Source organism: Microbispora sp. NBC_01389 (assembly GCF_045040095.1).
Taxonomy (GTDB): domain Bacteria; phylum Actinomycetota; class Actinomycetes; order Streptosporangiales; family Streptosporangiaceae; genus Microbispora.
Map to the genome: position 1 here is coordinate 7,232,091 of NZ_CP109552.1, position 13,856 is coordinate 7,245,946.

10 protein-coding genes are annotated in these 13,856 nt (G+C 70.7%); 7 read left to right on the forward strand and 3 right to left on the reverse strand.

All coding sequences use genetic code 11. The annotated features are described in order from the left end of the window. Positions 1-396 precede the first annotated feature (396 nt). The 4 genes from OG344_RS31880 (at position 397) to OG344_RS31895 (ending at position 6,249) form a co-directional block, all read left to right on the forward strand. Entirely contained in the window at positions 397-2,226 is a 1,830-nt protein-coding gene (locus tag OG344_RS31880; protein WP_405086266.1) for a glycosyltransferase family 39 protein, read from the forward strand. 334 nt (positions 2,227-2,560) lie between these two features. Continuing rightward, positions 2,561-2,893, forward strand: coding sequence for a hypothetical protein (locus tag OG344_RS31885; RefSeq protein WP_405086267.1), 333 nt, complete (start codon positions 2,561-2,563; stop codon positions 2,891-2,893). A gap of 185 nt (positions 2,894-3,078) precedes the next feature. Further along, entirely contained in the window at positions 3,079-5,745 is a 2,667-nt protein-coding gene (locus OG344_RS31890; protein WP_405086268.1) for a DUF222 domain-containing protein, read from the forward strand. A gap of 24 nt (positions 5,746-5,769) precedes the next feature. Continuing rightward, positions 5,770-6,249 carry a hypothetical protein gene (locus OG344_RS31895; RefSeq protein WP_405086269.1) on the forward strand — a complete coding sequence of 160 codons (480 nt, stop codon included), beginning with the start codon at positions 5,770-5,772 and terminating at the stop codon, positions 6,247-6,249. Between the two features lie 57 nt (positions 6,250-6,306). On the opposite strand, the gene OG344_RS31900 is transcribed toward OG344_RS31895, so the two are convergent. Next, positions 6,307-7,317, reverse strand: coding sequence for a HEAT repeat domain-containing protein (locus OG344_RS31900; RefSeq protein WP_405086270.1), 1,011 nt, complete (start codon positions 7,315-7,317; stop codon positions 6,307-6,309). Between the two features lie 6 nt (positions 7,318-7,323). Continuing rightward, positions 7,324-7,992: a HEAT repeat domain-containing protein gene (locus OG344_RS31905; RefSeq protein WP_405086271.1), complete on the reverse strand. Its 669-nt coding sequence runs from the start codon at positions 7,990-7,992 to the stop codon at positions 7,324-7,326. A 272-nt stretch (positions 7,993-8,264) separates the two neighbouring features. Between OG344_RS31905 and rph the strand changes: the two genes are divergently transcribed. After that, the gene (gene rph / locus OG344_RS31910; RefSeq protein WP_405086272.1) at positions 8,265-10,886 is read left to right on the forward strand and encodes a rifamycin-inactivating phosphotransferase; all 2,622 of its coding nucleotides are present in this window, start codon (positions 8,265-8,267) and stop codon (positions 10,884-10,886) included. Positions 10,887-11,067: 181 nt separating this feature from the next. Here rph and OG344_RS31915 read toward each other — a convergent pair whose 3' ends face one another. Further along, positions 11,068-11,694 carry a hypothetical protein gene (locus tag OG344_RS31915; protein ID WP_405086273.1) on the reverse strand — a complete coding sequence of 209 codons (627 nt, stop codon included), beginning with the start codon at positions 11,692-11,694 and terminating at the stop codon, positions 11,068-11,070. Between the two features lie 210 nt (positions 11,695-11,904). On the opposite strand from OG344_RS31915, the gene OG344_RS31920 reads away from it, so the two are divergent. Continuing rightward, a complete protein-coding gene (locus OG344_RS31920; RefSeq protein WP_405089214.1) occupies positions 11,905-13,128 on the forward strand; it encodes a sensor histidine kinase in 1,224 nt (407 codons plus the stop codon). After that, positions 13,125-13,784, forward strand: a complete 660-nt coding sequence (locus OG344_RS31925; protein WP_405086274.1) for a response regulator — start codon at positions 13,125-13,127, stop codon at positions 13,782-13,784. Before OG344_RS31920 ends, OG344_RS31925 begins: the two co-directional genes overlap by 4 nt. Positions 13,785-13,856: the final 72 nt, after the last annotated feature.

Sequence of the window (13,856 nt, forward strand, 5' to 3'; positions counted from 1 at the left end):
CACGCCGGGGGCGACCGGGGTCGCGCCAGACGGCGGCGCAGGTGAAATTTTCATCGGAACAGCTCAGGCGGGGCCGCGCCGGATCCCTGGTCAGGAACAGAAGCGCCCCGGTCCTCGCCTGCGGGCGGTCCGCGCGGAGAAGGGCCGGGTCCTTGACACGTCTCACGGCGTCGTATTTGCTCCGCTGCACATCGCGTATGACAGGCGCGTGCGCCGCGGCCGGTTTCCCATCCGCGTAGGCCCCATGTGCAATGACACAGGAAGTTGCGTGATGTCGAGAAAACCGCGCACCAGGGGCGGAGTCCGGTCGGCCTCCATCGCCCTGCACTCACCCGACAGGGCACCGGGCCCGCCGTCCGGGCGGGCCCGGTGCCCATCAGCCGCTGGAGAGGTGCGATGACGCCCGCCCGCCCGGCCACCCGCCCGGCCGCCCGCCGAAACGCTCGCACCGCGGTCGCGCGCGGGGACTCAGGCGATTCGCAGGAGCGGACCCTGCGACGGCAGATCCTGTTCGCGATCGTCGCGGTGGCCTTCGCCGTGCACGCCAACGGCATCGGCAACGGCTTCGTCTACTTCGACGATCCCGAGGGCGTGATCGACAACCTCTCCATCCGGGAGTTCAGCGCGGCCAACATCGGCCACTGGTTCACCACTCCGCTCCAGTTCATGTACACACCGCTGGTGTACGTGTCGTACGCGGTGGACTACCTGTTCGGGCAGGGCGCGGCGGGCGTCTATCACTTCACCAACGTGGTGCTGCACCTGGTCAACGTGGTCCTGGTGTTCCTGCTGATCCGCCGGCTGACCGAGCGCCTCTTCCCGGCCGCCTTCGTGGCGGCGGCGTTCGCGATCCATCCGGTGAACGTGGACACGGTCGCCTGGATCTCCACCCGCAGCAACCTGCTGGCCACGCTCTTCTCGCTGGCCGCGCTGCTGGCGTACCTGCGTCATCTGGAGTCGGAGCGGTGGCCGCCGCTGGTCTGGTCGATGCTCCTTTTCGGGCTGGCCGTGCTCTCCAAGTCGACCGCGGTCGTGCTGCCCCTCCTGTTGTTCCTCGTGGACTTCTACCGGGGCCGCCGGCCGTCCCGGCGCCTGCTGTTGGAGAAGACTCCCTTTCTCGCCGTCTCCGCGGTCGCGGTTCTCGTCGCGCTGAACGTGCGGGAGGACGTGGTCCCGCCGCAGGGGTACACGATCCTCGATCGGTTCCTCCTGGCCTGCTCGGCGGTGGGCAACCACCTGGTGCAGCTGGTCTATCCGCTGCACCTGTCCCTCGCCTACGAGTACCCCCACACACCGCTGTCCTGGCCCTATTTCCTCTGCCCGCTCGCCCTCGTGGCCGGAGCCGCCGTTCTCCTGCTGGTCAAGCGGGCCCGCAGGGTCGTGGTCTTCGGGCTCGGGTTCTTCCTGGCCGGCGTCGCCCCGGCCCAGGCAGTGCTCCTCATCGACGGCTACCACGCGAACAGGTACGCGTACCTGCCCTATCTCGGCCTGTTCCTGATCGCGGCCTGTCTCGCCGAGAAGGCGATCCGGCACCGTGACCGCTGGCTGCGGGTCTCCCTGATCGGGGCGATGGCGGCGTTCGTCGCGTTCTTCACCACGCTGACGGTCATCCGGAACACCGCCTGGCGGAACACGGAGACCATCATGAGCGACGCCATCGCCAAGGAACCCGGCGTGGCGTTCACGTACAATGCGCGGGGCATCGCCAGGTTCCGCGACGGCGTGTACGACGGCGCCACCGCGGACTTCGAGCGCACCGTCGCGCTCGACCCCGACTTCATGCTCGCGCACCATTACCTGGGCATGACGAAGTATCACAACGGCGACTACTCGGGGGCGCTCACCGAACTCGACGACGTGGTGTCGCGCCTGCCGACCTTCGCCGCCGGCTACAACGAGCGCGGGAAGACCAGGATCGCCCTGCGCGACTACCGGGGGGCGTACGCGGACCTCTCCACCGCCGTTCAGTACGACCCGCAACTGGCGGAGGCGTACTACCTCCGGGGTGTCGCCGGGACCGAGCTGGGCAACCCGCAGGGGGCCGTATCCGATCTGAACACGGCGATCGGGCTGTTTCCCGGATACGCCGACGCCTATCACCAGCGCGGCACGGCCGAATCCCGCCTGGGCGACACCCGCGCCGCCTGCGCCGACTGGACCACGGCGGCGTCCCTCGGCAGCACCGCCGCGAACACAGCCATCGCCGAGAACCACTGCACCGGTTAGCCCGCAATGGCCCCGGCGGCGGTGGGGCCGGGCTCCGCCGCGTAAGGACGTCCGTGACGCCCGCCTGCGCGAGTGCGTGGACGTCATCCGCGACCTAATCGATGGAAAGACGGTCACCCATGACGGCCCGGTGACCGGGCGCGGGGGCGCGGGGGCGGGGGCGCGGGGGCGCGGGGGCGCGAAGCGACACGCCCGCCTCTCTGGACGCGGCGGAGTCGTACACTCTCACCGGTCGTACGGAGGAACTGGCCGAGGCCGTCGACGACGCGAAGCAGCCGTTGCCGTCCGCGGCCGTCATCGCGCCGGCGCCGCTCACCCCGGCCGACGCCGAAGGGTGCCTGCGCACCTGCCTGCATGCCTGCCGCGGGCACCCGGCCTGGTCTGGGAGAACGTTCTGAACGGCCTGCGTACCGGAGAGCCGGGGCTGTCACAGCTGACGGCCACCCCTCTCGGCCTACGGCTCCTGCGTGCCGCCTACATCGACCCCCATGCCGATCCGGCCTCGCTGACCGGGCGGCTGGGGCAAGTGATGGACTTCCTGGACGACGCGCATCGACTGGGGTTGCTGCGGGTGGTCGGTCCGGTCTACCGGTTCCGCCACGCCGACCTGCAGGATCACCTCGCCGCCGGTACCCGGGTGACCGCGCGGCCACGTCAAGGGACCTGACCGAGCCGGTCTCACTGGTGGCGCCAACTCTCCCATCTATAAGGGTGGATGAATCGGCCATCGTCCCTTCTATAGGCCGAGGATTCGGGCCATCTGTGGCTCCAACAAATCGCTTTCGCGGGTGTGTCTTCGCCGGGTTGCTGTGGAAGAATTAACACAGGTTTTCGAATTGGCGAGGAGGTGTGATGGATCTATTCGACACTGATCCTGGGCGCCTCCCTCGTTCGAAGGATGACGGTGATGGCGACTGGTGGGATCGGCTCATCGCCGGTTCGCCCCTGTGGTCTGCCGACGGGGCGCTTGCCCGCGAATATGTGCCGATCGTCGATTCCGATGCGCGGAATCACGCGAGCCGATTCGGCGCTCCGGCGAGTTCTCCCTTTATTCGAGCATTTACGACTCGTGCCGGTACCGCCGCCGTCGACGACCCCGTCAGCGACGAAGTCGCGAAGGGCCAGTCCCTTGAGGATTCTTCTGACGGCGCTACCGTTCCCGGCCCCGAAGCCGGTTGTCCGCCCGCTGCGGATCACACAGGAGATGCCGGCCGCGGCACTCTCGGCCCTGACAGCGTCGGCCCCGACGCCCCGAGTGCCGACGCCGGAGACGTCGATGGTGGCGCCTCCGAGGGTGCCTTTAGTGGTGCTTCCAGTGGTGCTTCTGGCGGTGCCTGTGATGCCGGGTCGTCGTCGTGGGTGGCGGTGGCGGCGGTTGGTGAGGCGGCTCGGGTGGTGGCGTTGGTGCCGGTGCCTGAGGACGCGGGTGTGTGTCTGGCCGAGGCGGAGGAGTTGCTTGCGGTCCGTGATCGGATCACGTCGGCGTTGGCCGCCCGGGTGGGTCGTGTCCATCGGGCCGGGGAGGCGAAGAGTCACGGCCATGCGTCCACGAAGTTGTGGTTGCGGTCCGCTGGGGGGATGACCCCTGCGGGGGCCGGCCGGTTGGTGACGATGAGCATGGAGCTGCACCGTCTGCCGCAGGTCCGCCGCCTGTTCGCCGAGGGCAGCCTGCCCGAGGGGATTGTGGAGGCGATCTGCACCGCCACCTCTGGGCTGACCGATGACCAGGCCACCACCGCTGAGCGGATTTTGCTGGAGTTGGCGAACTCGGCGGGTGCGGCGGAGGTGGCGAAGGCGGGGCGGTATCTGCGGGCGGTGCTGGACCCCGACGGGCATGAGAAGGACGAGCAGGCCGACTTCGATCGCCGGTTCTTTAGGGTGCGCCGGCGCAGGGGCGGCGGGCTGGAGGGCGAGTTCTACCTGCCGGTGGAGGCCGCCGCGCGGTTGCAGCACCTGCTGGACGTCTACGCCAGGCCGAAGGCGGAGGGTGATGACCGGCCGTTGAGTGTGCGGAACGCGGATGCGTTGATCGCGTTCTTGGAGAACAAGATCGCGACTGAGCTTCTGGTGCTGGTCAACGCCGAGTCCCTTCCCGACGACCCTCCGAGTGGCACTGGCTGCGACGAGGGTGAGCCCATCATCGACGACGGCGAGCCCACCATTGAGGAGCCCGCCGGCGAAGAACCACACGCAGAGCCAGACGAAGAACCACACGCAGAGCCAGGGGGTGCGGAGCCGGGCGCACGGCCATCGGCCGTCAGCCCCGAACGCACCTCCACCAGCCCCGAACGCACAGCCACCGTGCCCCCGGCGGGCGGGGATCGCTCAGCCGGCGAGGACGGCTGCCCGACCGTCGCGCCCTCCGCTGGAGACGACACCTCCCGCGCCGCCTCCCCTGCCGCGCCCAGTGCCGCCTGCCGTGCCGCCTCCAGCGCCGCCTCCCCTGCCGCCGCGGGCGCGGGCGCGGGCGCGGGCGCGGGTGGGGGCGCGGGTGGGGGCGCTGACGGGCAGGAGCCTGTCACCGGCCGCGCGGCCGCCGGTAGCTCGCCCATGGACGGCCCGGCTGCCGCGCCGCACTTCGACCCCACCGACAGCCACGAGCGCAGCCACGAGCGCGGCAACGAGCGCGGCAACGAGCGCGGCGACCTGCGCGACTGCGATGACGTCCAGCAGGACCACGCCGACGACTCTGACGACGACCCCGGCACTCAGGAAGAGGGCATCGAGCGAGGACACCGCAGAAACCGAGCGCGGCCGCAGCAGGCACCCCCGCAGCAGGCACGCCCCCAGCAGACGCATACTCCTGATCCCCCACCCGAGCCCGACACCCCGCCGGATACGGAAGGGAGCGCCTGCCCGGGAGACGACGCTTGGCCTGGCGATGGCGCTTGGCCTGGCGGTGGCGCCTGGGCGGGGGTGGGAGCCGACGCTCCGCCGGGTGCGGAACACGGCGGCGGTGCCCGGCTGGGAGGCGACGCTTGGCCTGGCGGTGGCGCCTGGCCGGGAGGTGACGCATGGGCGGGGGTGGGAGCCGACGCTCCGCCGGGGAGCAGTCCGCCGGGAGCGGGCGGCAATGTGCCGCCCGGGGTGTGGATGCGAAGGTTGCCGGGGCTGATCCTGGCGACCGGGCACCTGCTGCCCGTGGTGAGCGTGCACCGGCTTGCCCGCACCAGCAGCCTGGTGAGGATCGTCATGAACGCCGCCGGGCAGGTCCTGGACATGGGCCGCAAGGTCAGGTTGGCCACCCCGGCCCAGCGCCGGGCGGTCTTCGCCCGGTACGCCACCTGCTGGGTCGACGGCTGCCCCCTGCCCGCCACCCTCTGTCAAGTCGACCACGCCGAGAATTGGTGCAGCGGCGGGCTGACCGACCTGAAGCTGCTGGGGCCGGCGTGCCAGTTCCACAACCGCGACCGCTACCGCCACCCGAGTCGCTACACCCGCCGCACGATAGGAGACGACCGCTGGGCCTTCACCTACCGCAATCCCCGCAGCGCGCGACGATCTCCGGGGGTGACCTGAAGGTGGGTCGCCTAGAGTCGTGGCGTGCGTGGGAGGGAACCCCATGCCAGGAAACAGGAGGGGCAGCAGGTGGGGGAGCAGTTGGGAGAGCGGGTCGCGGAGCCTGCGGGGGAGCCGCGCGTGGTGGTGCGAAGGTCCCTGCCGTCGCAGCCCGCCGTACGGGCCTCGGCCTCGCTGTTTCTGACCGAGGCGGAGCGGCAGGGAGTGCGGGCCGGCCGCACGATGCTGTACGTCGGGCCGGAGCCCGCGCCGGGGCACGTGGCGGCGGGGCTGCGGGTCGAGCCCGGGACGCCGGTGCTGGCCCGGCGCAAGCTGCTGCTCGCCGACGAGGTGCCGGTGCGGGTGGCCACCAGGAGGGGGAGGAAGCGGTCACGCTCGATCTCGGCCCCGGCGAGTGGGTGGTCCAGATCGTGCGCGCCGCCTACTCAGCAGACGACCTCCCGATCCATGTGCTGGAGACCGTCTGCGCCGCCTCTCGCCACATCTTCGAGATCACTCAGGTGAGCGGCGCCGACGAGTTCTGAGCGGCGTAGGCGTCGATGTCCCTGAGCAGGGCCCCTGTCAGCGGTGCCCCTCGTCGCGCAGCGTGAGAATGTACGTCGCGGTGAGCGCGACGGCACGGTCCTCGTCACGGGACAGGTCCGCGAGTGCGCGTGACGTCGTGGGCCCGGGGACGTCCGCGAGCGCCTGTGCCAGCCGCAGACGTGCGGACGGGTCGCCGGCGCCGTGGGCGAGGCGGCCGGCGAGCCCGGTGGCGATCTGATCGGCCAGCGCGGGATCACTCGCCAGCGCGCCCAGCGCGTCGGCCGCGTCGACGTCGTTCGCCCCCACGACGATCATGTCGATGAGTGTCGGGACCGCGTCGGCCACTCCACGTGCCCCGAGCGCCAGAGCCGCGCACCTGCGGACCACGACGTCGCGGTTCGTGAGGGCGTCCCGCAGCGATGCGGTCGCCTCGTCGTCCGGAATCTCGGCGATGGACTGGACGGCGCGTCGCCGCACCTCGGCCACCGGTGAGCCGAGGCCCTCCGCGAGCAGCGCCACCGCGCCGTCGCCCGATCGCTCCAGCGCCCATCGAAGGGCTCCGGCGACGTTCGGGTCCGGCTCGCTCAACGCCGCCTCGACCAGGGCCTCCACCGGCACCGTGACCTCTTCGGCCGAGGACAGGGCCGCGCGCTGGCGCTTTCCGGCGCTGTCCGACCCCAGGGCCTGGAGGAGCGCCACGATTCGGAGGACGTCCTCCCAGTCGGCGGGAGACGCGGCGCCGATCCGACGCAGTCGCGTGAGCAGCTCCGTCTCGGCCGCGATACGTTCTCGCGACTGGCGGATGAGGTCGTCGACGAGCCCCGAGGGCGTGAAGCCGGGATCGTCCAGCGCGCGCCCGACATCACGCAGCGACAACCCCAATGACCGCAGGCTCTCGATATGGAAAATCCGCCGGATGTCCGCGCTGGAGTACTCCCGATAGCCGGACTCGGTGCGGCCCGTCGGCCGCACCAGGCCGAGCGATTCGTAATGCCTGAGCATCCGGGCGCTGACCCCGGACCGTCGTGCCACGTCACCGATCAGCATCGCCTGTCACCCCTCCTGGCCCCCCGTGCCGAGGACCGAGACGCGCTTCGCCTCCTCGATGGCGAACTCGAACCCCGCCTCCGGGTCGCGCAGCAGCCGTTCCGTGGCGTTCGCGTGCTGACGCACGCGAGGGTCGCGACTCGTCGTCGCAGCGTGCAGGGCCGGCGTGATCACCTCACCGAGCGCGATCAGCGCCCGGCTGAGGCTCAACGACGTCTCGCGCTCGCCGCGTCCGAGCTGTGTCGCCAGCACGCCGGCCAGTTCGGATTCCGCGCCTTCGGGCACGAGTACGACCGCTGCCCGCCAGGCGCTCCGCGCCACCTCGTCGTCGCCGTCGGTCAGCAGCTCCCGTGTGATCGCCGGCCATGCCCGCCGATCCCCGATCTTGGACAGCGTGTGCAACGCCTGACTCCGCGCCTGCGCACGTTCCGAACGCAGTTCGCCGATGAGCTTCGGCACCGTCACCGTTGACGGGTGGCGGGTGAGCGCCCATGTGAGCATGTCGCGTACGTAGAAATCGGGCTCGATCCCGCATCGCTCGACGAGCCTGCCGACGAACCGCGGGTCCGGGGTCGTACCGACCGCGAGCACCGCCCGCAACCGTACCGAGGAGCTGCTGCTGTCCAATCCCTGCAGAGCTCGCGTCGTGTTCGTGTCCTCTTCCGGCGTGGTCACCGGGATCACCTCCTTGACCACAGTGAAGGCCTTGTCACTGTGTCAAGGTCAAGCGGGGCCAGGCCAGGAGATGTCCGCGGGTCGACGCCGGCGGTTCGGTCAGGGGGCCGGGAGAGGTGGTCGGGGTCGAACCGTGCGCGAGGCGCACACCACTCCCCTCCAGTTTCACTGTATATCAGATCGGCGAACTTCATGAGGCTAAAAGAATTGCTTCATACTGCCCGTCGCGAACCGATCCGACGAGCGATGGAGCAACGGAATTGCGCTACGTGATGGGTTTCGAGCAAATCGACTCGACGAATGTCGCTGACGTCGGCGGAAAGGGGGTGCACCTGGGCGAACTCGCGCGAATCGACGGCATCCGCGTGCCGGACGGCTTCTGCGTCACGACGGACGCCTTTCAGCGGATTGTGGCCGATGCGCCGTCGATCGACGCTCAGCTTGACCTGCTGCCCCGCGTACGACCGGACGACCGCGCGGCGATCCGCGCCCTCAGCGCGGATGTCCGCCGCGTCGTCGAAGGCGTCATCATTCCCGACGATCTGGTGGCGGAGATCGGCGAATCGCTCACCCGGCTCGGGGAGCACGCCTCCTACGCGGTGCGCTCCAGCGCGACGGCCGAGGACCTGCCGACCGCGTCCTTCGCCGGCCAGCAGGACTCGTACCTGAACGTCGTGTGCCTGGTGGAGATCCTCCGGCACGTCCGGCGGTGCTGGGCCTCGCTGTTCACCGAGCGGGCGGTGACCTACCGGCTCCGGAACGGCTTCGACCACCGGAAGGTGCGGATGGCCGTGGTCGTCCAGCGCATGGTGTTCCCGGACGCGGCCGGGATCCTGTTCACCGCGGACCCCGTGACCTCGAACCGGAAGATCGCCACCGTGGAGGCCGGTTGGGGGCTCGGGGAGGCGCTCGTCTCCGGTCTGGTCTCCGGCGACGTCCACACGGTGCGCGACGACCAGGTCGTGACCACGACCGTCGCCGCCAAGTCGCGGTTCGTCGAGGCGGCGCCGGGAGGCGGCACCCAGGAGGTGCCGGTCGAGCCGCGGCGGCAGACTCGGCCGGCTCTGACCGACGCGCAGGTCGTGCGCCTGGTGCGGCTGGGCCGGCGGATCGAGGCGCACTTCGGCCAGCCGCAGGACATCGAATGGTGCCTGGCCGGCGACGAGTTCCACATCGTCCAGAGCAGGCCGATCACCACCCTGTTCCCCATCCCCGCGACCGACGACCAGGACAACCACGTCTACGTCTCCGTCGGTCACCAGCAGATGATGACCGACGCGATGAAGCCGCTGGGGCTCTCCCTGTGGCAGCTGACGACCCCCCGGCCGATGCACGAGGCGGGCGGGCGGTTGTTCGTCGACGTCGCTCCCATGCTGGCGACACCCGCGGGTCGCGCGAACCTCATCGGGACCCTGGGGAGGTCCGACCCGCTCATTCGGGACGCGCTGCAGACCGTCGTCGACCGCGGCGACTTCCTCCGCTCACTTCCGGACGACGGCTCCGGCGGCGCGCCCGCCGCCGGCCCACCCGCCCCGATCGAGACCGATCCCGCCGTCGTAACCGAGCTGATCCGGCGCGGTCAGGCGTCCGTCGCCACCCTGCGACGTGACATCCAGGGCCTCTCCGGCCCGGCGCTGCTCGACTTCGTCTTCGCCGACATCGCGGAGCTGAAGCGCGTCCTGTTCGATCCGCGGAGCTTCCAGGTGATCATGGCGGGGATGGAGGCGGCCTGGTGGCTCAACGACCACCTCGAGACATGGCTGGGCGAGAAGAACGCGGCCGACGTGCTCACGCAGTCCGTCCCCCACAACGTCACGTCGGAGATGGGGCTGGCGCTCCTCGACGTCGCGGACGCGATCCGGCCGTACCCGGACGTCGTGGCGTTCCTGCAGCGCGTCGCGGACGAAGGCCGGGAGGGGGACGGCTTCCTGGACGAGCCGGCCGAGCCGGCCGAGCCGGCCGGGCTGCCCGGGCTTCCCGGCGGACGGGAGGCGCGTGACGCCATCCGGGGCTACCTCGACGAGTACGGCATGCGCTGCACGGGCGAGATCGACATCACCAGGACGCGCTGGAGCGAGCGACCCGCCACGCTCGTGCCCAGCATCCTCGGCAACGTCAGGAACTTCGAGCCGGGCGCGGGCAAGCGGCGCTTCGAACAAGGACTCCAGGAGGCGCGACGGAAGGAGCAGGACCTGCTGACGCGCTTGCGCGCCCTGCCCGGCGGGGAGCAGAAGGCCGAGGAGACCAAGCGGATGATCGACCGCGTCCGCACCTTCGCCGGATACCGGGAGTATCCCAAGTACGGCATGGTCAGCCGCTACTTCGTCTACAAGCAGGCGTTGCTGCGGGAGGCCGACCGCCTGGTCCGGTCCGGCGTCCTGCGGGAGCAGGACGACCTCTTCTTCCTCCGACTGGAGGAACTGCGTGAGGTCGTGCGCACCGGCGACGTGCACGCCGAGCTCATCCTGGAGAGGCGGGAGGCGTTCCGGTCGTACGAGGCGCTCACACCGCCCCGGGTCCTCACGTCGGACGGCGAGGCCGTCACCGGCCGGTATCTGCGTGACGACGCCCCGCCCGGCGCACTGGTGGGCCTCCCGGTCTCGGCCGGGACTGTCGAAGGCCGTGCCCGTGTCGTCCTGGACATGGCGCAGGCCGACCTCGATGCGGGCGACATCCTGGTCACCACCTACACCGACCCCAGCTGGACCCCCCTGTTCGTCTCCGTCGCCGGACTGGTGACGGAGGTGGGCGGCCTCATGACGCACGGGGCGGTGATCGCGCGCGAGTACGGCCTGCCGGCCGTCGTGGGAGTGGAGCAGGCCACCCGGTTGATCCGCGACGGGCAGCGGATCCGCGTCCACGGGACCGACGGATACGTCCAGATCCTCGACTGAACCGTCACATCAGGCCGACGATTCACCACGAGCCGGAAAACTCTACCCGGGCCGCCTGGCCGCCCTCGCCAGCAAGCCGGCCCGGGAAGGGGCGAGACCGGCACCGGCGCCCGCCCTGACCCGGACGTACCAACCACCGTTGTCCAGGCCGTTCAGGCTCGTCCAGGGCGGTTGTCGAAGCTCACCCCTGGGCGCTGACAACCGCCTGGCCGACCGTCGCGGGCGTACCGTCCGGCCGCCCCCGCAGGGCGAGGACGCCGATGGCGAACAGCGCCGCGAAGAAGACGCCGTCGGGCACCAGGAACCAGGCCCCGGGCAGCCCGAGGGCGCCGATGAGGCATGAGACGATCAACGCGACCCCGATCCACCACGGCAGCGTCCGCGCCCTCAGCACCGCGATGCCGAGGCAGATCGAGCCGACGACCAGCGCCAGGAGCGCGACACCCTCGAAAACCGCGAAGCCCGCCGGTTCCTCTGCGGGGATTCCGCCGTGGCCGACCAGATACGGCTTGACGAACGCCTCAGTGGTGCCCTCGCCGACGTTGAGCATCACGAACGCGGCGAATATGCCGACGTAGCCGACGATGTGCAGCTTCGGCGCACGCCCGGCGAAGGTCAGGATCACCGGCAGCCCCAGCGCGATGATGACGTTCCCGACCAGCGCGATCCCCTCGAACAGCGGCCAGTTCTGGTAGCGGAACACCTCGTCGCCGCTGCCCGGCGCGAGCAGGTTGGCGGCGAGGTAGCCCGCCGCCGCGACGATCGTGCCGACGATCAGCGCCCATCCGGCGAGGCGTCTCACGTTCACGGTCATTGGTCTCCTCCATGGTTTGCAGCGCCAGGCACTGTGTGCGATGCCGTCCGTCGGCGGCGCGTACTCAGCGTCGGCCCTGCGCACCCGCGGCGTCGTCGTACCGGGGTCGGCACCGGTTCATCCCCCGGTCGCGAACCACGCTGCCGGAAATGCGACCTGCGGATGACGCCACGCGAACGCGCCCGCAGGTAACTTGCGGGTGTGATGGACGTGACAAACCCGGCCCAGGTCCGGGTGGAGTCGCCGGCACGTGCGTGGCTGCGGCACAGGCCGGCCGGGCTGTTCCCCGACGCGCTGCTTGCCCTTGCGATCACCGGCTTCGCCCAGGCCGACCTTGCGTTCAACCTCGACAACTCGACGCCGTACGGCCCGATGCGGGCCGTGGTCGCCTCGACGCTGGTGGCGACCTCGATCCTGGCGCTGCGCCGGGTGACACCACTCGCCACCGCCGTGATCCTCGCGGTCGCGATCGCCGGGCCGATGCTGGCGACGCCGCTGACGGTCACCCTGTGGGGCGACTTCCTGCCCATCCTGGTCGCCACCTACTCGGTGGCCCGGCACAGCGTGCCGGCGCGGGCCTTCATCGGTGTGGCGGCCATCGGTGTCTGCCTGGTCGTGGTGTTCCTGCGCAACCCGGAGTCCGGCACCGTCGGCAACGTCCCGTTCGTCGCGGTGCCGTTGGCCGTGTGCTTCGTCGCCGGCCGGGTGCTGCGTGCCCGCAGCCGCAGCCACTCCGACGACCGCGCCCGGGCCCGGCGACTGGAGGCCGAGCGCGAGGAAGCGATCCGGGTCGCGATCGCCGACGAGCGCGCCCGCATCGCGCGTGAGCTGCACGACATCGTGGCCCACTGCGTCAGCGTCATGGTCATCCAGGCGGGCGCCGCCGAAGACCTGCTCGACCGCGACCCGCAGAAGGCGCGAGCGCCGCTGCGCTCGATCCAGGAGACCGGACGGCAGGCCGTCGGCGAACTCGGGCGCATGCTCGGCCTGCTGCGCGGGGAACGAGCCCAGCTCGCGCTCAAGCCGCAGCCGGGCACGGCCGACCTGGCCGAACTGGTCGACCACATGGCCGCGGTCGGCCTGCCGGTCGAGCTCACCGTGGAGGGTCCGGGCCGTCCGCTCCCACCCGGCGTGGACCTCACCGTCTACCGGATCGTGCAGGAGGCGCTCACCAACGTGCTGAAACACGCCGCGCCGACCACCGCGCAGGTCGGATTGCACTACGACGACCAGTCCGTACGGGTGATCGTCCGCGACACCGGGCGGACCGGCGGATCGGGCGGAGCAGACACCAACCGCGTCGGGCACGGCCTGATCGGGATGCGCGAACGGGTCGGGCTCTACGGCGGCTCGCTTGAGACAGTGGGCGCACCCGGCGGCGGCTTCACCGTCACGGCACAGTTGCCGCTGGAGGCGGGCCAGCGATGATCAGGGTCCTGCTCGTCGACGACCAAGCCCTCGTACGCGGCGGTTTCCGCTCGATCCTGGAGGGTCAGCACGATATCGAGGTGGTCGGCGAGGCGGTCGACGGCATCGAGGCCGTCGACCGGGGGTCCGTGCTGCAGCCCGACGTCATCCTCATGGACATCCGCATGCCGCGCCGTGACGGCATCGAGGCGACCCGCCACCTGCTGAACGGCGGCTCCTGCCGGGCGCGCATCCTCATGCTCACGACATTCGACGAGGACGAGTACGTCTACCAGGCGCTGCGGGCCGGGGCGAGCGGCTTCCTGCTCAAGAGCGCCCCGCCGCGCGAGCTGGCCGGTGCCGTCCGTACGGTCGCCGCGGGCGAGGCACTGCTGGCACCGGAGATCACCCGGCGAATGATCGAGGACTACGTCCGCCGCCCACGGCCGGGCTCTGACCGTCCGGCCGGGCTCGAAAGGCTGACCCCGCGCGAACTGGAGGTACTGATGCTCATCGCCCGAGGCCGCTCCAACGCGGAGATCGCCGCGGAGCTCTACCTCAGCGAGCCGACGGTCAAAACCCACGTCACCCGCATCCTCGCCAAGCTGGGTCTCCGCGACCGGGTCCAGGCCGTCGTCTTCGCCTACGAATGCGGCCTCGTCCACCCCGGCCACTGACCTCGGCCGCGCATCAGCCGGGCGATCGTGCAGCCGCCACCTCGATCCCTCCACGGTGCGGTCACCGCCAGG

Bases quoted from the DNA above. Each gene is read 5' to 3' on its own strand.
- OG344_RS31890 (WP_405086268.1), top strand. From the start codon at position 3,079: ATGGATCTATTCGACACTGATCCTGGGCGCCTCCCTCGTTCGAAGGAT.
- OG344_RS31920 (WP_405089214.1), top strand. From the start codon at position 11,905: ATGGACGTGACAAACCCGGCCCAGGTCCGGGTGGAGTCGCCGGCACGT.
- OG344_RS31925 (WP_405086274.1), top strand. From the start codon at position 13,125: ATGATCAGGGTCCTGCTCGTCGACGACCAAGCCCTCGTACGCGGCGGT.
- OG344_RS31900 (WP_405086270.1), bottom strand. From the start codon at position 7,317: ATGCTGATCGGTGACGTGGCACGACGGTCCGGGGTCAGCGCCCGGATG.
- rph (WP_405086272.1), top strand. From the start codon at position 8,265: ATGGGTTTCGAGCAAATCGACTCGACGAATGTCGCTGACGTCGGCGGA.
- OG344_RS31880 (WP_405086266.1), top strand. From the start codon at position 397: ATGACGCCCGCCCGCCCGGCCACCCGCCCGGCCGCCCGCCGAAACGCT.